The sequence below is a fragment of the Sphingobium chungangianum genome (genome assembly GCF_977014255.1).
This window is the reverse complement of sequence record NZ_CDRNIV010000002.1, coordinates 351,652-374,793: the sequence shown is the minus strand read 5'-3', so window position 1 is coordinate 374,793 and position 23,142 is coordinate 351,652. Positions and strand designations below refer to the sequence as shown.

The window sequence follows — 23,142 nt, the reverse complement described above, 5'->3', positions numbered from 1 at the left end:
CGGCGGCTGATCGACCTGTCATGCTATTGGCCATCCAACCCGTGCGCAGCCTTTTGCTGTCCATCTTCATGCTGATGGCGGGCAGTGGGTTTCTGGCGACCCTGATCAGCCTGCGGCTCAATCGGGCGGGCAGTGGCACGATGACCATAGGCATCGTCGCCACCGCCTATTTTGGCGGGCTGATCATCGGGTCGCTGCGCGCGGGCGGCATAGTGCGGCGCGTGGGCCATATCCGCGCCTTTGCCGCTTTCGTCGCGCTGCTGTCGGCCAGCACATTATCCTATGCGCTGTGGACGCAACCGCTGTTCTGGATGCTGTTGCGGCTGATCGATGGCATCTGCGTCGCGGGCGTGTTCGTGTGTCTGGAAAGCTGGCTCAACGACCGCGCCGAGCCGGAGATGCGTGGCAGCGTGCTGGCGGCTTACATGGTCGCCCTCTATTCAGGGCAGGCGATCGGGCAATTGCTGTTGGGGGCGAGCGGGTCGCTGCCCGCCGTTCCTTTCCAGATCGCGTCGATCCTGATTTCGCTGGCCATCATCCCGCTATGCCTGACGCGCAGTTCCGCGCCTGCGCCTGTGGAGGCAAGCGCCTTTTCACTCCGATCCTTGCTGGCGGCATCGCCGCTGGGCGCTTGGGGCGCAGTGGCGACGGGGCTGATGCTGGGCGCATTTTATGGAATGGCGGCGGTGCATGTGCGGCGGCTGGGGCTGGACCTTGCCGAAACCGCGCATTTCATGATGATCGTCATTTTGGGCGGCGTTGCGTTGCAATGGCCGCTGGGGCGCTTGTCCGACCGGCACGACCGGCGTCGGGTGATCGTCGGCAGCTTTGCGGTGGCCGCGCTGGTCAGCGTCGCGCTGTCTCTGATCGGCGCAGGTGGCCTGCTGCTGATGAGCCTTGGCGCGTTGTTCGGGGGATTGAGCTTCGCGCTCTATCCACTGTGCGTGGCGCATTGCAACGACCGGCTGCTGGAAACGGAGCGGGTGGCGGCGAGCGGGCGGCTGGTGCTGCTCTATTCGATCGGTGCTGCGCTGGGGCCAGTGCTGGCGGCGGGCTTCATGACGGCGGCGGGCACCGGCGGGCTGTTCCTGTTCATCGCCTGCTGCGCGGGGCTCGCCATGATGGTCGGGCTATGGCGACAGCGCGCGTCCGAACCGGTGCCGGACCAGTATCAGCAGGAATTCCAGATCATGCCGCGCACTACGCCCATGGCCGCGCTGCTGGACCCGAACAGCGTCGATGAAGGGCAAACCACATGACCGCGATTTCCGCCACTGCCGCAGCCGATCCCGCGCCAAGCCAGGACGCCACGCTGCGCCGCGCGATTGCCGCGTCCGCCATGGGCAACGCGACCGAGTGGTTCGACTATGGTATTTATGCCTACGGCGTGACCTATATCTCCGCCGCGTTATTTCCCGGCAGCACGGAGGAAGCGGTGCTGTTCGCGCTGGCGACGTTCGCCATTTCCTTCCTGGTGCGCCCATTGGGTGGGCTGTTCTGGGGGCCGCTGGGCGATCGGCTGGGGCGCAAGTCAGTGCTGGCGCTGACCATATTGCTGATGTCGGGAGCGACGCTCTGTGTGGGGCTGATCCCCGATCATGCGACGATCGGCTTCTGGGCGCCGCTGCTGCTGATCCTGTTGCGCATGGTGCAGGGATTTTCGACCGGCGGCGAATATGGCGGGGCGGCGACCTTCATGGCGGAATATGCGCCCGATGATCGGCGCGGCTTTTACGGCAGCTTCCTGGAGTTCGGGACGCTGGCGGGGTTCTCGCTGGGCGCGGCTTTGATGCTGGGTTTCTCGCTGATGCTGGGGGATGCGGCGATGCATGCGTGGGGATGGCGCGTGCCTTTCCTTGTGGCGGCGCCGATGGGGCTGGTCGGCATGTACCTGCGCTCGAAGATGGAGGACACGCCCGTTTTCCGCGCGGCGGCGGCGCTGCATGACAGCGGGCCGCCCTCCCCCGGCCTGTCGCTGCTGATGCGGCGGCACTGGCGGCCGATGCTGGTGGTCGGCGGGTTGGTGGTCGCGCTCAATGTCGTGAACTACACGCTGCTCAGTTACATGCCGACCTATTTGCAGCGGCGGATCGGGCTGTCCAATGATGAGGCGCTGATCGTGCCGATCATCGGCATGCTGCTCATGATGGTGTTCCTGCCCTTTGCCGGCGCGCTGTCGGACAGGGTTGGGCGGCGGCCGATGTGGCGGGTGTCGCTGGTCGGGCTGCTAATCGCAGTGGTGCCGCTCTACATGCTGATGGCAACGGGGCTGGCGGGAGCGATCGCGGGCTTCGTCCTCTTGGGGCTCCTTTACGTGCCGCAGCTGGCGACGATTTCGGCGACCTTTCCGGCGCTGTTCCCGACACAGGTGCGCTTTGCGGGCTTCGCCATCGCCTATAATCTCGCGACCAGCATCTTTGGCGGGACGGCGCCCGCGATCGGCAGCGGTCTGATCAGCTACACCGGCAATGAGCTGATGCCGGCCTTCTACATGATCGCAGCCTGCATCGTCGGGCTGATCGCGCTGCGTTTCATGCCCGAAACGGCGGGCCGGTCCCTCTATGACGATCCCTTCGCGGAGAAGCAGGCTTGATTACCCACCTTCCGGTTTCCAACGACAGCATCTCGACCTTGACGCGCGGCTATGTGAACGAGCCGTGGATGCAGAGCGGGCTGGCGCTGCTGCTGCTCGGCATAGTCGCATGGGCGGCCAACTGGGTGGCCAAGCGCATCGTGCTGCGGCTACTGCTCCGCCTGCTCCATCACCTGCCCTTCCGTATTGAGGGGAAACATATCGGCGCGATCGTCGCGCGGCTGTCGAACATCGTCCCCGCGCTGGTGATACAGGTCGGCATTGGCACTGTTCCGCATCTGCCTGCGCAAGCCGTCACATTCGTCCGCAGCCTGTCCACCGCCTTCATCATCCTGACCATCGCGATCGCGCTCAGCGGCTTCCTGACGCTGCTCAATGACCTGTATCAGCGGCGCCCGAACGCCGCCAACCGGCCGATCAAGGGCTATGTGCAGTTGGGCAAGCTGCTGCTCTACGGCGCGGCGGCGATCCTGATCATCGCCGCGCTGATGGATCAATCGCCCCTGCTGCTGCTGTCGGGCCTGGGCGCGATGGCAGCGGTGCTGATGCTGGTGTTCAAGGACACGATCCTGTCGCTGGTGGCGTCGGTCCAGATCGGTTCCAACGACATGGTGCGCGTCGGCGACTGGATAGAGATGCCGCAGTTCAACGCGGATGGCGACGTGATCGACATCGCGCTGCACACGGTAAAGATCCAGAATTTCGACAAGACGATCACGACGATCCCGACCCATCGACTGATTTCCGACAGCTTCCGTAACTGGCGCGGCATGTCGCAATCGGGCGGGCGACGCATCATGCGCTCGCTGATGATCGACCAGCGCAGCGTCCGTTTTCTGGATGACAGTGACATTGAGACGATGGCGCAATTCGCAGTGCTGCAACCCTATCTCGAAGCGAAGAGACAGGAGATCGAGCGCTGGAATAGCGAGCAGGGCGCGGACGGCACCGTCAATGGCCGACGATTGACCAATGTCGGCACTTTCCGTGCCTATGTGCTGGCCTATCTGCAATCCCGCAGCGACATCGCGCAGGACAAGACGTTGCTGGTGCGTCAGCTCGCGCCTAGCGAGAACGGCCTGCCGATGGAAATCTATGCCTTCGCCACCAGCACGGTCTGGGATGAATATGAAGGCATTCAAGGCGACATATTCGACCACCTGATCGCCATCCTGCCTGAGTTCGACCTGCGACTGTTCCAGCGTCCGACCGGCGCCGACGTGACGGCATTGGCGACGGCCTAGGGGCCGATGTCGATCGCCTCTGGCTGTGACTTGCGGCCTGCGCCGGTGAAGCCCAGGCGCTGTGCGACTGCATCGTTCCAGCCATAGGGGTCCGCGCGGAAGGCGATGTCGCCCGAAGGCCTCATAAAGACATTGCGGTAGAGCAGGCGAACCGGAATCTCGCGCGGCAAAGCGACAAACTGCTCTTGCCCGGATTGACGCGCCGTCAGCCATTGATCGAGGACACCCTCATCGGACGCGAGCATCTCCGCAAAACCAAGCGCATCTTCGACCCGGACGCAGCCATGGCTGAGATGCCGTTCGCTCCTGTCGAACAGGGCGGGCGCGGACGTGTCGTGCAGATAGATGGCATGACGGTTGCGCATGTCGAACTTTACTTGCCCCAGCGCATTGTCCGGCCCCGGCTGCTGGACGATCCAGCCCCCGCGCATGACCATATTGTTGCGCTGGAGATAGGCGGCATCCACATGCGCCAGTTCCGTGTTCTGGATAGATTTGGGCACGGTCCACGTCGGATTGGCGACCAGCCGGAATATGGGTGAACCGAGCAACGGTGTCGGCCGATCGGGGCGGCCCGCAACCACTTTGCGCTGATCCACGACTACGCCATCGCGGATATATTGCAGGCGTGCGGCCGCGATGTTGACATCGATACGCGTCGCTGGCTGCGACCGGGGCATCCAGCGCCGCCGCTCCATCGCAACGGCAAGCGCGCGTGCACGGTCCGGTGCCCGCAGATTGAGGACGCTGAATGTGTCAGGGCCGATAATGCCATCTGCCGCTATGCCGTAGTCCTCCTGAAGGCGCTTGACCGCGCTTTCCATCGAGAAGGTGTAGAGCGCACCTTCATCGACAGTTGCCGGGCGCGACCCCGCGCCGACCCGGGACAGGAGATAGTCATTGTCCGCAAGCTGCGCCGCGATGGCAGGGATTCGAGCGTCCCGGTCGCCGACATGGATGAGCCCATCGTCGGGCAAAGGCTTGCGTGCATCTTCCAGCGCTTTGGCGGAATATTCGCGATAGGCCGTCGACAGTCGGCGATACTCGTCGGTCTGGGGCGCTAGGCTGGCGAGCCAAGCGCCAACTCCCTCTTCCTTCATGGCCCCTGCCAGTCCAGCGGGCACATCTGCCGCTGGCCTGGGCAAGGTGTAGATTTCGTGCAGGGAGGCGGGATTGACGACGCCGCGCGCGAGCGCCGATGCATAGGCGAGCGCAAGTCGGGTGAGCTTCAGTTCACGCTGGAGCGCGCTGTCGGACGCGGACGGCCGCGCGCCAAAGTTAATTTGATCAAGGCCATGTTGCGATCGCCGATCCAAAGCGCTGAGCAGTTCCTGTTCGGCCGTAAGTGACCAGCATGCGCGCCACCCCGCCACTTCATAGAAGCGACGGACATTTTCATCCCGGGCGGCGGCGCGCAGTTCCTCGCCCAACGCGGCAACGTCCATGGCCGTCGCGGAGGGGGGCTGGACAGCTGACAGCGCCGGACGATGTGGCAGACCGCTGGCGGAAATCGCGACAAAAGGCAGAAAGAAGGAGCGAAACTTCGAATTCCTCATTGTCGATGAACGGCTTGTCGACGATTTGGCTCCCTCCGCAGGCGGAACGAGCAGCCGCATCCCCGGTTATAGAATCAACGGCGACAATGATGGCACCGGACGGCTTGGCCGGATATCGCGTTCCCCGCCCCGGAACGATGCGGTGGACCCACCTCCGTTTTCACGGCGGGATATCGCACCGGCGACGAGGGAAAGGACCGCTATGTTCTTCGATAATTGGTGTGGTCTCTGGCGAGTGATGCTGGTGGGCACCGCCGCCTATGCCGCGTTGGTCATCGTGCTCCGGTTCAGCGGCAAGCGGACGCTGGCAAAGCTAAACGCATTCGATCTTGTCGTGACCGTGGCGCTCGGATCGACGCTTGCGACGGTGCTGCTGACCAAGGACGTCGCGCTGTTCGAGGGAATGGTTGCCTTTGTCTTGCTGGCGCTACTGCAATTTCTCGTTGCCTGGAGTGCGTGCCGCTTCCGCATTGTCGCGCGGTTCGCCAAATCCGATCCCAGGATCCTTCTTGCTGATGGCCATATTCTGGAAGATGCTCTGCGCGAGGAGCGCATATCGCCGGACGAGGTGAAGGCGGCCGTTCGCGGCGCGGGGGTGGGCGACCTTTCGGATGTAGCCGCGGTCGTGCTGGAAACAGACGGCAGCCTGAGCGTCATCGCGCGCGATCGTGCCGGGGCACGAACCGCATGGCCGCAGGAGCGTGGGTCGTGAAGGCTCGTCTGCTCCGCTTGGCCGATATGCTGCGGCAAAGCTACTGGTTCCTGCCCTCCATCATGGCCTGCGGCGCAATATTGCTGGCAGGAGGCATGATCTGGCTGGACAGTTATGAAGGCTCGGTTTGGATGGACCGCTTCGCCTGGTTGCGCGCCTCGCGGCCGAGCGGGGCGCGGCAGCTTCTGTCGGCGATAGGCGGTTCGATGATTACCGTCGCGGGCACTGTGTTTTCTGTCACGATTGCCGCCGTGGTCTATGCATCCGGCCAATATGGACCCCGCTTGCTCAGCAACTTCATGCGGGACCGGGGCAATCAGGTCACGCTCGGCACCTTCATCGCCACCTTCCTCTACTGCCTCATCGTCCTGCGAACGGTGCGTTCACCCGAGGAGTCCGGCGGCGTGGGCTTCGTGCCGAACATCGCCCTGCTGGTCGCGGTGCTGCTAGCGCTCTGCTCCATCGCCGTGCTGATCTTCTTCATCCATCACGTCCCCAGCAAGATCCACATCAACAATGTGATCGAGGATGTCGGGAAGCGCCTGCTTCGGGAGGTAGGCCATCGTTTCCCGCGCTTCCTTGGCGAACCCGCCGATCGGGGTCGTCACACAGGCGACACGATCGTGCCCGAACCCTTTCGGCAGGGTGGCGAAGCGGAAGCGGCTGCGCCGGTGCGGCTGGTGACGGCGAGCCATACGGGCTATATCCAACTGGTCCGTGACGAGGACCTGCTCCAGCTGGCGTCGGGCCATGATCTGGTGCTCCGCCTGCGCTACCAGCCCGGGGATTTCGTGCATGCCGGGCGCGCGCTGATCCTCGTCTTTCCAGCGGAGCGTTGCGATGAAGAGGCCAGCCAGGCGTTGGCCGACGCCTTTGCCATCGGATCGCAGCGCACGGCCTTGCAGGACCTGCGCTTTCTGATCGACGAGCTGGTCGAAATCGCGGCGCGGGCCCTGTCGCCGGGCATCAACGACCCGTTCACCGCGATCACCTGCCTGGACTGGCTCGGCGCGGCCATCTCTGACCTGTCGGGACGCGAGATCCCCTTCCATCTACGGCAGGATGCCGACGGGGCGCTGCGCGTCATCGCCCACCCGCAGCGCTTTGGGGATTTTCTCGAACGGAGCTTCGGCTCTCTGGCGCAATATTGCGCAGGCGACCGGGTGGCGGCTCTCCATTTCCTGAGTTCACTGGGCGAGGTGGCGGTCGCATGCGAGGACCGCGAAAGACTGGCGGCCGTCAGGACTCACATTGACAGGATCGCGGGGCTTGCCGGAAGCAAGCTGGACCGCCTGAACAGCCAGGTCGTAACCGATCGCGCCAACCTTTTGCGCGACGCCCTGGCCAAGCCCGATCACCGGCGAAGACTGCGCGATGACTTCAGCTGGTTGGGCGGCGCGGCGTGACCGTGCCGGGGACGAGACCAAGCGCAGGCCAGTTGCTGTGGGTGATCGCGCTGATCCTGATCCTGGCGGCTTTGCGGGCAAGCTATGCCGTGACTATGCCGATCCTATTCGCGGCGATCATCGTTGCGGCGTTATGGCCGCTCAAACTGTGGCTGGACAAGCGACTGCCGAGCTGGCTGAGCTGGCTGACGGTCGCAACGCTCGTCATCATCCTGACCGCCTTCGTCGCTGCGGTCTATCTCTCGCTTGGACAATTGATGAGCGTCCTGAGTGCTCAATGGTCCAAACTCGTGTCCCTCTACGATGCGGCAGCCAACAAGGCGCGGGATTGGGTGTCACATTCGACGCGCGGCTGCTCGATCAGCAACGCATCGTGGCACTCGCGCAGATGCTGGCGGCTAGCATTTACAGTTTCGTCACTTATACAGGGTTCGTCGGGCTGTTCGTGATCCTGAGGCTGCCTGAAGTGGCCCGCATGCAAGACAAGATGCGGGCCGAGCTGGAGTTGGAGACGCGTGGCCAATTGCGTTCGACTATGATCTCCATATCCGAGCAGGTGAGGCGCTATTTCAGCACGACGCTGGCGACAAGCCTGCTGACCGGGATGGCATCGACCCTGTGGGCTCTGGCAACCGGGCTGGACCTTCCGATTGTCTGGGGTCTGCTTAATTTCCTGCTGAACTTCGTTCCCGTCATCGGCAACATCATCGGCATCATTCCTCCGACACTCTATGCGGCGTTGCAATTTCACGGCATCGGCATGCCAGTCCTGGTGTTCGCAGGCTTTGCCGCGTTGCAGATCATCATCAGCAATTTCGTCTATCCGATCCTGCAGGGACGCCGCTTGTCGCTTTCGCCGCTCGTCATTGTCGTCGCCATGACCTTTTGGGGTTGGATGTGGGGCATCGCGGGGACGCTGATCGCCGTTCCCTTAACAACCTCGGTCGTCATCATATGCGATCATTTCGACAGGAGCCGGTGGGTCGCCAAGCTGCTTTCCGCCTGATCGTGCGAGGCGTGAACAGGGCTGCCGCAGAGCCGAGACAAAGGATAGTCTGGAGCGCCGCGACGGGAACATCGGACAGCCTTTCTCCGTTAGAGTGGTAGCTCCCACGATAAACGGATGTACCATGCTGAACGCTGCGTCGCCCGCCCGCGCCCGATCACAATGGGCTACCACAATCGTCGGATGCCTGATCGGCATGATCGGCCTTGCGCTTGCCATTGGCGGGACATGGCTGCTGATCCTTGGCGGGTCGCCCTATTATCTGATCACGGGCGTGGCGATGATCGCCTCGGGCTGGCTGCTGTACAGCCGCCGGATGTTGGGCGCGTGGCTCTATGTCGCTGTGGTCGCGGCAACGCTTGTCTGGGCTTTTTGGGAAGTCGGCGCAAACGGCTGGGCGCTCGTTCCCCGCGTGATCGCGCCGCTGATCTTGTTGGTCGCCGTTCTGCTCGTCATGCCGCTAATGTCATTTCGCGCGGATCGCTGGAAGCTGGCAGGCGGGGCGATTGCCGCCGTCATCCTCCTGACTACCGTCACCGGCTTCACGCTGAGCGAGGTCAACGAACATGAGGTGCTGGCTGCCCTTCCCGCCGCATCCACCATGATGAGCGACCCGGCACTGCGACAAGCGGGTGCCGACTGGCCCGCCTACGGGGGATCGGAAAGCGCCCGGCGCTTCACGCCCCTGACGCAGATCACGCCCACTAATGTCTCCTCGCTGGAGCAAGTCTGGCTGACGCACACGCGCGACCTGCCGTCAAAGGCTGCCAAGGGGACCTATGGCGCGGAGAACACGCCGCTGAAGGTCGGCAACATGCTCTATGTCTGCACGCCCAAGAGCATCGTCGTCGCGCTCGATCCAGCGACCGGACATCAACGCTGGCGTTTTGATCCGCGTGTGCCCGACACGGCCATTCCCTATACCGCCGCCTGCCGGGGCGTCAGCTATTATGAGGTGCCCGGCGCGGCGGCGGGCCAGGCCTGCGACAGGAGGATCATCTGGGGGACGCTGGACGCGCGCCTGTTCGCGATAGACGCGCAAACCGGAAGGCCGTGTGAGGATTTCGGATCGAACGGACAGGTCGATACAAAGATCGGCATGGGCGAAACGCCCGCCGGCTATGTCTCGATCAACTCACCTCCGACCATCGTGCGCGGCGTCGTTGTGACGGGGCATCAGGTGCTGGACGGGCAGGATCGCTGGGCGCCTTCCGGGGTGATCCGGGGTTTCGATGCCGTGACGGGCAAGCTGCGCTGGGCATGGGACATGATGCATCCCGACTGGGATGGCTATCCCCCGCCGGGACAGACCTGGGCGCGCGGCACGCCCAACATGTGGACGATCGCAAGCGGCGACGAGCAACTGGGCCTTGTCTATCTGCCCATGGGCAATGCGGCCGCAGACTATTATAGCGGCCTGCGCCGTCCGCCGGAGAATTTCTATGCGACCTCGCTGGTGGCGCTCGACGTCGGCAGCGGCAAGCCGCGTTGGCGGTTCCAGGCCGTGCGCAAGGATGTGTGGGATTATGACTTTGGTGCGCAGGCGACGCTGGTCGATTATCGCGGCACACCCGCACTGGTCCTGCCAAGCAAGCAGGGCGACATCTACATCCTCGACCGCCGCACCGGAAAACCGCTGACGCCAGTGGGGGTGATGCGCGCGCCGGTCGGCGGCGTCGAGCCGGGGCAGCGCTCGCCGGTCCAGATCTATTCCGGCTGGCACACGCTGCGTAAACCGGATCTTACCGAACGCGACATGTGGGGCATGTCGCCGATCGACCAGATGATCTGCCGGATCCAGTTCCGCCAAGCGAACTACAAGGGCTTCTACACGCCGCCCGAGAGCAACAGGCGGTCCATCCAATATCCAGGCTATAATGGCGGGACGGATTGGGGCGGCATTGCCGTCGATCCCCGCCGCGGCGTGATCGTTGCCAACTATAACGACATGCCAAACTATGTGCGTCTGGTCCCTCGCAAGGAGGCGAACAAAAAAGGATGGGCGCCGCGCCAGCAGGCGCGGGGCAAAATCGGCGGGGCGGAGGGAGCGGGCGATCCGCAGGCCCATACTCCCTATGCGATCGACGTGAATGCTGGATGGCGGCTGCAATTCACCGGCATGCTATGCAAGCAGCCGCCCTATGGCGGCATTCGCGCGATTGACATGGCGAGCGGCCGGACGATTTGGGATCGGCCCTTTGGCACTGCACGAACAAATGGTCCTTTCGGCATACCCTCGATGCTGCCGATCACCATCGGCACGCCCAATAATGGCGGCGCAGTCGTGACCGCGAGCGGTCTCATTTTCATCGCTGCGGCGACTGACAACCTGATCCGCGCCATCGACCTCGCCACGGGCAGAACCCTTTGGCAACGGAAACTGCCTGCCGGAGGCCAGGCGACACCAATGGTTTACGAGGCGCGTGGGCGCGAATATCTCGTGATCTATGCGGGCGGCCACCATTTCATGGAGACGCCAGTGGGAGATTCTGTCGTCGCTTATGCTCTTCCATAAGCTGAGGTCGGCACCGCCCAACAGCCTCTAGATCACCAGATCGGATTGCAGTGCGCAGGCTGCGGCATCATAACAAGATGCGCTGTGAGCGCAGTTTCGGTCGTACTCATTCCCTAGATGTGCAGGTCATGCACGGCTTCCACCCCCTGCAACTGCTGAAGCTCCTGAAGCACCTTCCCTGTATCGATTCCCGCCGGTGAGGCTGAGGCTTATGGCAGTGGCTTCGCGCAGCAGGCCACAGGTCGTCCAGACTATGACCGCCACGATGATGAGGCTGACCACGGGGTCCAGCCAGTCCCAGCCGGTGAGACGAATAGTAAGCCCCGCGACGACAACGCCCGCCGAAACGGCCGCGTCCGCAGCCATGTGAAGGAAGGCGCCTTGAATGTTGATGTCGCCCTTCCGACCGGACGTGAACAGCAGCGCCGTCGCGGCATTGATGGCGATGCCGATGCCCGCGACGATCATCACTATATTGCCTGCGACGGGCTGGGGATCGCCAAAGCGCTGAAGGTCTTCGACGGCGATTGCCCCTGCCGCCAGCATTAGCAGGATGCCGTTCGCGAGCGCCGCGAGGATCGATGTGCCAGTCAATCCATAGGTGTACCGCCGGCTGGGCAATTTCCGCCCGAGGATGATCGCAGCCCATGCGATGCCAAGGCCCGCGACGTCACTCAGATTATGCCCCGCGTCCGCGAGCAAGGCGAGCGAGCGGCTGGTCAGACCATAGACGACCTCGGTAGCCACAAAGGCGACGTTGAGACAATGCCGATCGCAAAAGCCCTGCAGAAGCTGGCGGGTGCATGGGCATGTCCACCTGCGCCAGACGAATGCTCATGTTCGCCCTGATCGTGCCGATGGGCATGAGCGTCAGCCATTCTCATCTCCCAGCAAGCTTGCTCATCAGAGGGAATGCAACGCCTCCGGTCTCGTTCCGCCTCCAACGCGCAGGCGCCGCTTCAGCCTAAAATGGGAAGAACCAGTGGATCGCGGTCACCGCCGCCGCCCAGGTGATGAGGTTGAGAGGAAGGCCGACCTTGGTAAAATCGAGATAGCTGTATCCCGCCATCTGATAGACCAGAACATTGGTCTGATAGCCAAAGGGCGTCGCAAAGGCCGCGCTGCCCGCCATCATCACCGCGACGAGGAATGGACGGGGGCTGACGCTGAGGCTTTCCGCCAGCGCAACGGCGACCGGAGTGACGAGCACGGCGACCGTTGCATTCGACAAGAGCTCCGTCAGCACCAGCGTTGCCCCATAGAGGAGGATCAGCGCGCCCAGCGGGCCGAACAGCCCAACCCTGGCCACCAGCGCATTGGTCGCAGCGGCGGCAAGCCCCGTCTGCTCCAGGGCGATGCCGATGACGACCATGCCCACGATCAGCATCAGTATTTCCGGCCGCAGTCCGCCATAGGCTTCCTCCGGCCGGATCACGCGCAGAAGAATCAGCAGTACCGCGCCCGCGAAGGCTGAGGCAGCGATCGGGGCGATGTCGAGAGCGGCAAGGGTGATGACGCCTACGAAGATCGCCGTCGATGCCACAGCCTTGGTGGGCGCCAACGGCCGTTTCACGGCGAAGTCTTCCGCGTCCCCGATCATGTCGCCAGCAAGATCAACGTGACTGACATGGTGCGGGAGCGCGGCCTCCAACCGCTCAAGCGTTGCCGGCAGCGGCCTGGCCAGCAGCCGGCCGGAAAAGAAGAAGAGGTAAAGACCCCCGGCAGCAGCGACTACCAGACCGACGGGCGTGATCTCGAAGATCGAAAATGGCGGCTGGCCCGAAGATCGCGCCATGTCATCGACGAGGAGGTTGGTCGAGGTGCCGATCAGCGTACAGCAGCCGCCCAGCACCGCGACATAAGAAAGTGGCATCAAAAAGCGCTTGGGATCGAGCTTCAATGATTTCGCCACGTCACGCACCACGGGCGCGGATAGGACGACTATAGGAGTGTTGTTAAGAAAGCCAGATGCGCCGCCGCAAAGCGCAATGAGCAGCCAGATGCCGAGCGCCCCGATCCGGCGGCACAGCGCCACCGCCTTGGCGATCAGCAAGTCGAGCAGACCGGACAATTCCATCGCGTGGGCGATAACGAAAAGCGAAGCGAGAGCGATGATTGCCGGGCTGCCGAACGCGCCCTGGACCTCGCTCGGCCGCACAGCGCCTGTCAGCAGCAGCAGCGCCGCCCCGGCGAGAGCGACCACATCAGCGCGCACCTTGTCCCATATCAGCGCGGCGACGACGCCGCAGAGCACGAAAAGGGTGACAAGTTGCTCAAGCGTCATCGGCTTCGGCTAGCATAAAGGGACCGCCAAGGCAGGAAAAATACAAAAAGTTGGCGATTTGAAAGGCAAGGGGTCAATTTACCGGACGCTATATGATAGCTCTGTTCCATGGCAGAACAGAATATCCGGTTGAGCATCCTGTCCCATCTGATTGCGACTGGGGCTGGTGCAGCGCTGACCTTTTTGCTCGTCAACCAGCATTCCGCGCGTCAGACGGTCGAACCCAGGCAGGCCGCTCAGGAGCCAAAAGCGGTCGTCCAGGTGCCGAAAATTCCGGTCGTTCCCACACCGCCGCCTCCGCTTGGCCGTGCAGAATTGCTGGCGGCGGCGGCCGCCGCGACGGATGCCGTGGCGAGCGGCACCGCCCTGCCCCCGGCCAACGCGGCGCTCATCGGACGATCGTTCATCCTGCGCATGCCGTTCGGTTGCGGCGGCGAGATGAGCGATGAGGAGCAGCAGGAACGATGGGCGGGATGGACGTTCAACCCCAAGAGCCGGGCTTTAAAGCTGACAGTGCGCGCAGCCGAATTCGCCAAAGCGGAGTGGATAAAGCAGCTGGCCGGTGAAATGACCTTTGATGCGGTCGAAGGCTTCTGGATAGGGCGCCCATGGACAAGCGCGGATCGGTGTGGGTCGGGCGGCAATGCATCGTCCAATGTCGTTCTGAGTGAGCCGAACCAGCGGCTGGCGATCGCCCAATTCTACGCCCCGGAAGGATCACGCACCTTGCGGCGGGGCGATCGCCCCTATTCCTCGACCGTGAAACTGGACGAGGGCCAATCCCCCTCACCGGCCGGTTATCAGATTCAGCTGGAAGGCAAGCTGTCCGGCTTCCCCGACGGGCAGCCGGTCCATTGCGTACAGCAGGATTCAGCCGTCGCCCCGCGCTGCCTCATCGCAGTGCAGTTTACGCGCGTCGCCTTCTTCGCTCCCGGTCAGGACAACGCCATCGTCGAGTGGCGCTGAGTTAAGACGTAGCGCGCCACCAGTGTGCAGGGCTGAGGCGCGCGTCCTCAGGCGGCCGTCAACCCGCCTTGGAGCTCTGCGCCAGAACCTGAGCGGAGGGCCTGTTGGCCGCGTCCACCGTGCCGTCCGCTATCATCGCCTTCGACATGGTCGCCGCTTCAGCCTTGAGTGCGGCATCCTCGCTGGTCTGGCTGGCGCCGATAAGCGCGGCGAGCAGCAGGTTGCGGTTTACCGCATTGGTCTGTTCAGCGACCGCCTTGCGGGCCAGGGGAACAGCTTCGGCATAGAGCGGCGCGGCTCCTGCCTTGTCCTGCTTGCCCAGCTTGAAATTGGCCGTTTGGATGAGGATACCGGTCAGTACGCCCCTGCTCTGCGCGTCGGTGGGCTTGGCCTGCACAACTTGCCTCCAGTAAGGCAAGCTCTCTTCATAGAGCGGCGCGACGGCGTCCAGTTTCTGTAGGGCGGCGTTGGCCGCCGCCGCTGCGTAGAGCGCATTGGCGAGGAAATTGACGTTCTCGATCTTGCCGGGCTGGGTCTTGACCGCATCACGGATCGCCGGAAGCGCGACTTCATATTTCGCAAGAGCGGTCGCATTGTCGCCCTTCTGTTGCGCCTGCTGGCCCGCGGTGAAGTCCGTGACCGCCTTGTTGAAGGCAGCAATCTGCGCCTGGCTGAGCGCGGGCGCGGGGGTCGCAGCCGGGGTTGCGGCAGGAGCTTGCGCCGCGGGGGCGGTTTCCTGCGCGGCGGCCGGCAACGCGGCGGAAAGGAAGAGGGTGGTGAGGAAAGCCTTATGCATTGTTCTTCTCCGGGTGGGTAGGACGTTCACGGGTTTCAACTCCGAGACGCGACCACGGTTGCTTTAAGAAATGTCAGGTCGCCAATAGGGTGATCGGCTCCAAAGGCGGGAAAATGGCGTCGATGATCTTCGACGCCAAAGCATCCAGATGATAGGGTTTTGGCAAGACTGGTCCAAACTGCCGCAGGTCGTCGGGAAGCTCTTGGCCTCCCAATCCGCCGGACGTGATCAATATTCGAGTGCCGGGCCAACGACTGCTGACCTGCCGCGCCAGATCGAACCCGTCCTGCTGGCCCGGCATGTTCACGTCCGTGAACAACAGATCGACCAAGCCATCCAGCCGATGAAGGATGCCGAGCGCCTCTTCAACGTCCTGTGCGGCAAAGACGGTAAATTCCTGATCGATCAGGAATTCGCACACATTCATGCTGACCAGAGCCTCATCTTCGACGACGAGGATGATAACGGGCCTTGGGAAGCGGGGCCTGCCCGTCAGTCCTGCCATCGCAAACCGACCATCCGGCTTCATGCCATCCCTACAGATTTTGCGCAGCGTCTCATGAGTGCAATATCCCCAACCCAGGCTCGGGAGGATGAGGGCTGAGGTTGAGGCATAAGTGGCGGCACAAAATTCAGTGGTCTCATCATCGGGGCCGCTGGCCCAGGCATTTCTTCTGACCTATCTAAGCACCCTGTGCAGTAAAGCGTTATTATAGCTTTTATATGCATGGACCGGACTGGAGGGACTGACTAAGCTTGGAAATGCCTCCTCCCTGCCGTTTATCACCAGATCAGTGTCCATGATCGACCGCCAACATCCAGGGGTGCCTTCGTCCATGGGGGCCGCGCCGCGCACGCTTGACTGCCGAGCGTTAATACTGGCGGCCGCTATCGTCCTTCCATCCTGGTTCATCGCCATATATGCGCAGCCAGGTCTTGGCCGCGTCGCGGCGGCGTTATTCTTCGTCCTTGGGGTGGTAATCTGCGGTGCGCTGGGCGGGCTTGGCGCGGCACTTTTGGCCGCGACAGCGGCATTCCTGCTCTATAATTTCTACCTGGTCGAGCCAGCTTTCAGTTTCCAGATCTCCACCGGCCGCGACATCATTCCCTTGCTCCTGTTCAGCCTGTGCGCCGTGGTCGCTGGCGTCCTCGCGGCCCGGCTGAAGGATCGGGCCAATGCGGCGAATTCCAGCAACCGACAACTAAGCAGTCTGCTCGCCATCAGCCAGTCGCTTCAGTCAGCAATGCGCGTGTCCGATATTGCCACGGCGCTCAATGAACATCTGTCCGAAGGTATCGGCACGACAGCAACGCTCTTCCTGGTCAGGGACGGCTCGTTCGATGCAGTCACGGATCGACCGGATGACAGCGGCGGACTTCAACTTGTCACGGACGCGGCCAGATTTCGCGATGGCCAGCGGGAAAATGGTCCCTACACGGTTTGTCGCCTCGACAGCAGTGCCGGTTTCGAGGGAGCCGTTCTGTTTGAGCATGACCCCTCACAGCGGCTTGAGAGCGCTTTCATGTCGGCGCTAGCCAATTTGATCGTCCTGGCGGTCGAACGCGCCGCTCTTTCAGAAAGCCATGCCGAGCGCCGAGCGCAAGCCCGCACCGAAGAGCTCAAGACCGCGCTCCTATCCTCTGTCAGCCACGACTTTCGAACACCTCTGACCGCGATCAGCGCCTCCGCATCAAGCCTCATCGAATTTCGCAAGAAGTTGGAGCCTGCCGCAGCCGAGCGCCTGCTGCGGGGCATCGTCAATGAATGCGAGCGTCTGAACCGCTACACCTCCAATCTGCTGGAAATGAGCCGCTTGGAGGCAGGTCAGTCATTGGCTCGCAGGCAGACGTTGGGCGTTGCCGACACCATCGGCGCGGTAGTGCAAAGGATCCGTTCACGAGCTGGCTGCCGGGACATCGTGCGGCAGTTGAGCGGCGATGATCTTCTGGTCACCGTCGATGCGGCCATGTTCGAACTTGTGCTCGTGAACGTGCTCGACAACGCGATCATCTACAGCGAAGACGGAACGCGGATACAAGTCAATGTCGTCCGCGAGGGTGACTATTGCGTGATCACCGTGGCGGACGAGGGCCAGGGCATACCGCCCGACGATCTCGAGCGCGTGTTCACCCGCTTTTACCGCGTCTCCCGACCTCGCGCCTCACCACGGGGCAGCGGGCTCGGCCTTGCAATCGCGAAGGGGTTCACAGAAGCGCTTGGAGGCCGGATCAGGGCTGACTCTCCCGGTAGGGAAGGCCGCGGCACCACCATCACGATCATGCTCCCCCTCGCCACAGAAAACCTCGCCAAAGAAAACGCAGCCTCATGACCACCCCACACATCCTTGTTGTCGATGACGAGCCCTCGCTGGTCGACGTGCTCAAATCCGTTCTGGAAGCAGCTGGCTACATCATTACTGTCGCGCACGACGCGCGGGACGCCATGTCCGCCATCGAATCCGTGGAATTCGATCTGATTTTGCTCGACCTCGGCCTGCCCGACATCGACGGCAAGACGCTCCTTCAGCGCATCCGGCTCGACCAGGACGTGCCGATCATCGTCATTTCCGCGCGGCATCAGGAGGAGGAAAAGATCGGTGCTCTCGACGAGGGCGCGGACGATTATGTCAACAAGCCGTTCGAAATTGGCGAGTTGATGGCGCGGATGCGCGCAGCGATTCGACGTCATTCGCTAAACAAGACGGAGGCATCGACCTATTGCGCCGGCGGGCTGGCAATCGATCTTTCGACGCGCCGGGTGACGCTGGGGGGAGAACCGGTCAAGCTGTCGCCGAAGGAATATGATCTTCTCCAGACATTGGCGCGAAAGGCCGGACAGGTCGTGACCCATAAGCGATTGCTGGCAGCAGGCTGGGGAGCAGAGGCAACCGACACCCAATATCTGCGCGTCTACATCGGCCTCCTGCGCCAAAAGATCGAGCAGGATCCTTCCGATCCCAGTCTCCTTCTTACCGAACCGGGTGTCGGATACCGCCTGATCGCGGCCAGCTGACGTGAGTCGCCTGATCGTCGTTTCCAACCGGGTCCAGCCGACGAGCCTTCATGATGGCGGGGGCAGCCAAGGTGGGCTTTCTGTCGCGCTTTCCGCAGCGCTGCGAGAGGTCGGCGGGATCTGGTTCGGCTGGTCAGGCGAAGTAACAGAGAACTACACCGGAGGCATGCACTTCGAAAATCCCTACAGCTGCGAAGAGGTTTCCGAGGCGATCATTCAGGCGCTGGCGATGCCCCTGCAGGAACGCCAGCGACGCTGGCGCCAACTGAACGACACCGTCTGTTCTCAGGATGCAGCCTGGTGGCGCAAAATGTTCATCAACTTCCTGAGCGCAGAGCCTGTAGCACTACCCATCAGATCATGACCCGGCGGAGCCGAGAAAGCTTGTTGCTCCTTCCACTGTCATGGCGCCGTCGACGCAGGGAAGGTGCACCAAATTTTCGAGGAAAGGATTTTCGGGAAGTCGCTGCCGCGCCATCCTAATCGCCGTCTGCACAGCGACGGGCGCCGCGTCAGTCCGTCCTGATGATAGCGCGCGTGACATTGCCCATGAGCCGCATGCGGGTCGGGATCGGCACGCGCGTGCTCGCGATCATCACCGCCACGGCATAGCGATGACCTTCGGGCGAGACGAGAACCCCCACATCGTTATAGCCTGTGGAGAGGTTGCCCAGTTCCTGCCCCGTCCCTGTCTTGTGCGCCAGCGTCCAGCCGCCGCGAAGCCCCGACCGAAGGCGAAGCGGGCCGGTCCTGCTCGCGCGCATCAGGCTGAGAAGATGTCGCGTTGAAGCTGCGCTCAGCAGCTTCCCCTTCTTGAGCAGCATCAGGCCCTTGGTGATGCCGTCGGCCGATGCTCCGTCATAGGGAGCGGCAAGATAGCGCTTCAGGGCTCGGTTGCGGGCGGCATAGGGCATGGCTGCGCGCGCTTTCAAAAAGCCCCAGCCGCCTGCCCATTCGGGTCGCCACTCCAGCCCTGCCGTTTTCGCCTGGAGCTTGCGCTCTCCAGGACCGAAGCCGACATCGTCTATGCCCTTGCGCGCGAGCATGGCGCGGATCGCCTGGGGACCGCCCACTTTCCACAGCAGAACATCATTGCAGCTGTTGGCGCTGCGCGTCAGCGCCATTTTCAGCAGATGGCCGATCGTCGTGCGATAACCGGCCTTCGTCACGAGAGGCCGAATGGGCTGATGGAAGACGGTCAGGTCGGATTTCCTGACGGTCACAGGATCTGACAAGGATAATTTGCCGTGATCGACCGCATCCATGACCGCAATCGCCACCCACAATTTGCTGACGCTCTGTTGCGGGACGAGCCGGTCTCCGTTGAACGACACGGTCCAGCCCTCATCCATGTCGCGCACCGAAATGCCAACCTGCCCGTTAAATGCTTCGCCCAGACCCTGCACCGCGTTGAGAAGGTCGGCGGGAGGCTGCGGACGCTCCGCTGCGGTTGGCTCTGCCGCCTTCGTGAGATGTTTTACAGAAGCTGCGTGAGCGGCGGACTCGAGGCGCGCCCCGGGCGCGCAGCTCATGAGCAACGACAATAGCAAGGGAGCCGTGAAAAAGCGGCTTGGATGAGCGACCGGCAATGTAAACCCTCTTCGCGCAAGTTGGAGGAAGCAGGCTGAGCAAGCCCATCGATCCGAATGGATCGCCGCCGTTGCGATGATTTGACCGCGGTGGCGCAGACAATCTGATAAACCCTGATGCTGGAGTTTTTCAATGGCTTGGCCTAAGATTGTTCCCGACGACGCTCCTGTCCGGTCATTATCCGCCGAGATCCGCATTCATTTGTCGAGGATAGCTCATGCCCAGAATTTTCCACGCAGCCGCTCCTTTGCTTTTTCTGACCGCCTTCCCGGTCGTCGCATCGAGCAGCGGCCAATCGGTGGCAGCTTCGACCGTTGCCGCACCGGAATTTTCACCCCGGCAAATTCATGCCTATGCGTCCGCCCTGTTGGAGATTCAGAAGATGAGGCAGGTCGTCTCCGCACGCGCGGCGAAACTGGAGCCGGGCAAGGCTGCCCTGCTCAAGAGCGAGGCGAAGGCCGAAATGATCCGCATCGTGCAGAAACACGGGCTGGAGTTGAAGAACTTCAACGCGATCAGCGCCAAGGTCGAGCAGCAGCGCAAGCTTCGGCATCAGGTAAAGCAGCTCATGATGGAACAGCTTCTTTCCACCTGAACTGGTCTGGCTCCTTCAGGGATACTTCAACGGACTTTCGACAATCGCGCAGCCCTGCCGTTACAATCAGGATCATAGCGCGCAAGTGACATGTAAGGAGGTAATCATGGGCCGACCTTTCTTTCTCATGCTCTTGGCGGCGGCGGTGCCCAGCCCCGGCCACACCGCAGAGCCGACGCGAGAAATTCCCGCTTTTTTCTCGGGCAATCAACTGTTCGAAATCTGCTCAAATCCCAATTACGGCCAATGCTCCATGTACGTCGCTGGCGTCATCGACGGAATTTTCCTCGCTGACGGCGAGGGCGGCAGGCAGTCGCTGTGCCGTAGCGCAATCACCAACCAAGGTGCGGCGGAACTGGTGCTGAGCAAGCTCTCAGATGACACCGCCTTGCGTGACCTCTCCGCCGCAGCCGCCGTTCGGGCAGCGGTCGCTGATCGACTATCCTGCCCGGTTTCCCCTATCCTCGCCAAACATTCCTGATCGCATCCACCTCAACGGTTCAGCCACTATTTGCACGGATGCGCACCGGCACGGATTTGGCGGCCGGCGTCTTTGACAGCTTATCGTGGTGCGAGAGCGGCACCAGCGGGTTCATCTCTGGATAATAGGCCGCGACACATCCGCGCGGCAGGGAAAAGGGCGTCACGGTCAGACCGCCCACTTCCCGATGCACCCCATCTTGCGCATCGCTGACCAGCGCCACTACCTGCCCCTCCGTCAGGCCCGCACGGGCGATCTCTTCCGGGCTCATGAGCAGCACGTCGCGTGTGCCCTCAACGCCGCGCAGGCGATCGGAATAGCCGTATATGGTGGTGTTGAACTGGTCGTTGGATCGCAGCGTGATGAGCCGATATCGGCCCGGCGCGTCTTCGAAGCCGCAGCTCGATAGCGTGGTGGGCACGGTGAAGTCGGCCTTGCCGCTCTCGGTTTTCCAGATGCGCTCGCGCGCCTCGTTTCCGCGATAGAAGCCGCCGGGGGTGAATAGCCGATTGTTGAAATCGGTGAACTTGTCGGGATAACTCGCCTCTATGAGATCGCGCACCTTGCCATAGTCGCCGACCCATTCGTCCCACTTGACCTTAGGATTGTCGGGCAGCGTTTCCCTTGCGATGCCGGCGACGATCGCCAGTTCGGAAAGCAGATGCTCGCTTGCGGGCTTACGCTTGCCGACCGAGCCATGAACGCAGGACAGGCTGTCCTCGATCGTCACGGTCTGCGGGCCGCTCGACTGCGTATCCGCTTCCGACCGGCCGAGGCAGGGCAGCAGATAAGCGACCTCGCCATTGAGGAGGTGGCTGCGGTTGAGTTTCGTGGCGATCTGGACGGTAAGGCGCATTGTCGGCCAGGCTGCCTCCATCTTCTCCCGTTCCGGAATGGCGCGCACGAAATTGCCGCCGAGGCTGACGAATGCCTTTACCTTGCCCGCGATGATCCCTTCACAGGCTTCCACCGTGTTCATGCCCTTTTCCATCGGCGGATCGAAATCGAACAACTTCTTCAGCCGGTCGTTGGGGACCAGTTCCGGCTTTTCGGATATGCCAACGGTGCGCTGACCCTGCACGTTGGAATGGCCGCGCACCGGCGAGACCCCCGCCCCTTCCCGCCCGATATTGCCGCGCATCAAGAGCAGGTTCACCAGCATGCCGATGGTCTGCGATCCATGGACATGCTGGGTAACTCCCATGCCGTAGATGCCGATGACCTTCTCCGCATCGCAATAGATGTCGGCCGCCGCCTCCAGATCCGCGCGGGACAGGCCTGACTCCTGCTCGATCTCTTCCCAGCTGGTGCCGCTGGCGCAGGCGACAAACTCGTCGAAGCCATGACAATGCTGCTCGATAAAGGCTGTGTCGATCAGGTGGCGCTTGTCGCGCGCGAACAGCTCGGCATCGCGCGCGAGAACGTGCTTGCACAGGCCCATGATGGCGGCAATGTCCCCGCCGGGACGAACCTGGAAATACAATTCGGAAATCTGCGTCCGCTTGCCGGTCAGCATTTGCGTCGGGCTCTGCGGATTGATGAAGCTGATGAGTCCCTCTTCCCGGACCGGGTTGAAGGTAACGATGCGGCAGCCGCGCTTCACCGCCTCCTGGAGCGGATGGAGGAAGCGGGGGCTGTTGGAGCCGGTATTCTGGCCGAAAAAGAAAATGGCATCGCATTTTTCAAAATCGCTCAGTACGCAAGTGCCGACCGGCGAACCCGTCACCTTCTTGAGGCCGACAGAAGTGGTTTCGTGGCACATGTTGGAACTGTCGGGCAGATTATTGTGCCCATAGAGACGGGCGAACAGGGCATACAGATAGGCGGTTTCCAGGCTGGCTCTGCCCGATGTGTAGAATACGGTCGATTTGGGATCGAGCGCGCGCAGTTCCGCGCCGATCTCGCGGAATGCTTCCGACCAGCTGACCGGACGATAGCGGTCGCTCACCGGATCGTAGCGCATAGGATGAGTCAGTCGGCCCTGCTGCTCAAGATCATGATCGCGCCATTCCTTGAGTTCCGATACGCTGTGCTTTTCGAAGAAGTCCGGCGTGCATCGGCGGCTCGTCAACTCCCACAAGGTCGCCTTCGCACCATTCTCGCAAAATTCGAAGGCATGTGGATGGGCAGGCTTCGTCCAGGCGCAGGATACGCACATGAAACCGCCCGGCTTGTTCTGCCGCCGCAATGTTTCAAGAACTGCCGGAGAGTCCAGTTCCTTGCCGAAGATGCGCGTGATGCCCTGGAGAGAGCCCCAGCCACCTGCCGGTCCATCATAATGCACCGTGTCATCTTCGGGCTTGCTCATGATGCACTCTCCTGATGATTAAGCCGGGACCGCGATCGCCTGCTGGCGCAGCAGACAATGCCCGTGGCTTCAGAAAT

Annotated in this window: 21 protein-coding genes; 14 read left to right on the top strand and 7 right to left on the bottom strand. The window is 62.4% G+C overall.

Annotated elements, in window-relative coordinates:
- Positions 1-20: 20 nt before the first annotated feature.
- Genes ACWNC0_RS01840 through ACWNC0_RS01830 form a run of 3 tightly spaced genes read left to right on the top strand, consistent with a single transcriptional unit; the run spans position 21 to position 3,837 of the window.
- A complete protein-coding gene (locus ACWNC0_RS01840) occupies positions 21-1,259 on the top strand; it encodes an MFS transporter (protein ID WP_449469209.1) in 1,239 nt (412 codons plus the stop codon).
- Positions 1,256-2,593 (top strand): MFS transporter, encoded by a 1,338-nt coding sequence (locus ACWNC0_RS01835; protein ID WP_449469207.1) that lies wholly within the window; start codon positions 1,256-1,258, stop codon positions 2,591-2,593. Before ACWNC0_RS01840 ends, ACWNC0_RS01835 begins: the two co-directional genes overlap by 4 nt.
- Positions 2,590-3,837, top strand: a complete 1,248-nt coding sequence (locus ACWNC0_RS01830) for a mechanosensitive ion channel family protein (protein ID WP_449469205.1) — start codon at positions 2,590-2,592, stop codon at positions 3,835-3,837. The genes ACWNC0_RS01835 and ACWNC0_RS01830 overlap by 4 nt, the downstream gene beginning before the upstream one ends.
- On the opposite strand, the gene ACWNC0_RS01825 is transcribed toward ACWNC0_RS01830, so the two are convergent.
- Entirely contained in the window at positions 3,834-5,393 is a 1,560-nt protein-coding gene (locus tag ACWNC0_RS01825; RefSeq protein ID WP_449469203.1) for a L,D-transpeptidase family protein, read from the bottom strand. The genes ACWNC0_RS01830 and ACWNC0_RS01825 overlap by 4 nt on opposite strands.
- Before the next feature lie 202 nt (positions 5,394-5,595).
- On the opposite strand from ACWNC0_RS01825, the gene ACWNC0_RS01820 reads away from it, so the two are divergent.
- From ACWNC0_RS01820 to ACWNC0_RS01800, 5 genes are all read left to right on the top strand, one after another.
- Positions 5,596-6,105 carry a DUF421 domain-containing protein gene (locus ACWNC0_RS01820; RefSeq protein WP_449469202.1) on the top strand — a complete coding sequence of 170 codons (510 nt, stop codon included), beginning with the start codon at positions 5,596-5,598 and terminating at the stop codon, positions 6,103-6,105.
- Complete coding sequence (locus tag ACWNC0_RS01815) at positions 6,102-7,511, top strand: DUF2254 domain-containing protein (protein WP_449469201.1); 1,410 nt, start codon at positions 6,102-6,104, stop codon at positions 7,509-7,511. Before ACWNC0_RS01820 ends, ACWNC0_RS01815 begins: the two co-directional genes overlap by 4 nt.
- Positions 7,508-7,960 carry a hypothetical protein gene (locus ACWNC0_RS01810; protein ID WP_449469199.1) on the top strand — a complete coding sequence of 151 codons (453 nt, stop codon included), beginning with the start codon at positions 7,508-7,510 and terminating at the stop codon, positions 7,958-7,960. The genes ACWNC0_RS01815 and ACWNC0_RS01810 overlap by 4 nt, the downstream gene beginning before the upstream one ends.
- On the top strand, positions 7,900-8,517 hold the full coding sequence (locus tag ACWNC0_RS01805) for an AI-2E family transporter (protein ID WP_449469837.1): 618 nt from the start codon (positions 7,900-7,902) through the stop codon (positions 8,515-8,517). The genes ACWNC0_RS01810 and ACWNC0_RS01805 overlap by 61 nt, the downstream gene beginning before the upstream one ends.
- 124 nt (positions 8,518-8,641) lie before the next feature.
- A complete protein-coding gene (locus ACWNC0_RS01800; protein ID WP_449469197.1) occupies positions 8,642-11,032 on the top strand; it encodes a membrane-bound PQQ-dependent dehydrogenase, glucose/quinate/shikimate family in 2,391 nt (796 codons plus the stop codon).
- 126 nt (positions 11,033-11,158) lie between these two features.
- On the opposite strand, the gene ACWNC0_RS01795 is transcribed toward ACWNC0_RS01800, so the two are convergent.
- On the bottom strand, positions 11,159-11,779 hold the full coding sequence (locus ACWNC0_RS01795) for a cation diffusion facilitator family transporter (protein WP_449469195.1): 621 nt from the start codon (positions 11,777-11,779) through the stop codon (positions 11,159-11,161).
- Between the two features lie 217 nt (positions 11,780-11,996).
- Positions 11,997-13,316 (bottom strand): SLC13 family permease, encoded by a 1,320-nt coding sequence (locus ACWNC0_RS01790; RefSeq protein WP_449469194.1) that lies wholly within the window; start codon positions 13,314-13,316, stop codon positions 11,997-11,999.
- Between the two features lie 108 nt (positions 13,317-13,424).
- On the opposite strand from ACWNC0_RS01790, the gene ACWNC0_RS01785 reads away from it, so the two are divergent.
- Entirely contained in the window at positions 13,425-14,282 is an 858-nt protein-coding gene (locus ACWNC0_RS01785; protein ID WP_449469192.1) for a hypothetical protein, read from the top strand.
- 58 nt (positions 14,283-14,340) lie between these two features.
- Here ACWNC0_RS01785 and ACWNC0_RS01780 read toward each other — a convergent pair whose 3' ends face one another.
- Together ACWNC0_RS01780 and ACWNC0_RS01775 are read right to left on the bottom strand one after the other, a co-directional pair.
- Positions 14,341-15,078: a hypothetical protein gene (locus ACWNC0_RS01780; RefSeq protein ID WP_449469191.1), complete on the bottom strand. Its 738-nt coding sequence runs from the start codon at positions 15,076-15,078 to the stop codon at positions 14,341-14,343.
- Positions 15,079-15,151: 73 nt separating this feature from the next.
- Positions 15,152-15,607: a response regulator gene (locus ACWNC0_RS01775; protein WP_449469189.1), complete on the bottom strand. Its 456-nt coding sequence runs from the start codon at positions 15,605-15,607 to the stop codon at positions 15,152-15,154.
- A gap of 271 nt (positions 15,608-15,878) precedes the next feature.
- Here ACWNC0_RS01775 and ACWNC0_RS01770 point away from each other — a divergent pair, with 271 nt between their 5' ends.
- Genes ACWNC0_RS01770 through ACWNC0_RS01760 form a run of 3 tightly spaced genes read left to right on the top strand, consistent with a single transcriptional unit; the run spans position 15,879 to position 18,455 of the window.
- The gene (locus ACWNC0_RS01770) at positions 15,879-17,408 is read left to right on the top strand and encodes a sensor histidine kinase (RefSeq protein ID WP_449469188.1); all 1,530 of its coding nucleotides are present in this window, start codon (positions 15,879-15,881) and stop codon (positions 17,406-17,408) included.
- Positions 17,405-18,091 carry a response regulator transcription factor gene (locus ACWNC0_RS01765; protein ID WP_449469187.1) on the top strand — a complete coding sequence of 229 codons (687 nt, stop codon included), beginning with the start codon at positions 17,405-17,407 and terminating at the stop codon, positions 18,089-18,091. The genes ACWNC0_RS01770 and ACWNC0_RS01765 overlap by 4 nt, the downstream gene beginning before the upstream one ends.
- Before the next feature lies 1 nt (position 18,092).
- A complete protein-coding gene (locus ACWNC0_RS01760) occupies positions 18,093-18,455 on the top strand; it encodes a trehalose-6-phosphate synthase (protein WP_449469186.1) in 363 nt (120 codons plus the stop codon).
- Positions 18,456-18,603: 148 nt separating this feature from the next.
- Here the strand turns inward: ACWNC0_RS01760 and ACWNC0_RS01755 are convergent, their stop codons facing one another.
- A complete protein-coding gene (locus tag ACWNC0_RS01755) occupies positions 18,604-19,623 on the bottom strand; it encodes a serine hydrolase (protein WP_449469184.1) in 1,020 nt (339 codons plus the stop codon).
- Positions 19,624-19,898: 275 nt separating this feature from the next.
- Between ACWNC0_RS01755 and ACWNC0_RS01750 the strand changes: the two genes are divergently transcribed.
- Positions 19,899-20,276 carry a DUF4168 domain-containing protein gene (locus ACWNC0_RS01750; RefSeq protein WP_449469183.1) on the top strand — a complete coding sequence of 126 codons (378 nt, stop codon included), beginning with the start codon at positions 19,899-19,901 and terminating at the stop codon, positions 20,274-20,276.
- Between the two features lie 106 nt (positions 20,277-20,382).
- The gene (locus ACWNC0_RS01745; protein WP_449469182.1) at positions 20,383-20,757 is read left to right on the top strand and encodes a Rap1a/Tai family immunity protein; all 375 of its coding nucleotides are present in this window, start codon (positions 20,383-20,385) and stop codon (positions 20,755-20,757) included.
- Positions 20,758-20,776: 19 nt separating this feature from the next.
- On the opposite strand, the gene ACWNC0_RS01740 is transcribed toward ACWNC0_RS01745, so the two are convergent.
- Entirely contained in the window at positions 20,777-23,065 is a 2,289-nt protein-coding gene (locus ACWNC0_RS01740; protein WP_449469181.1) for an FdhF/YdeP family oxidoreductase, read from the bottom strand.
- Between the last annotated feature and the right edge of the window lie 77 nt (positions 23,066-23,142).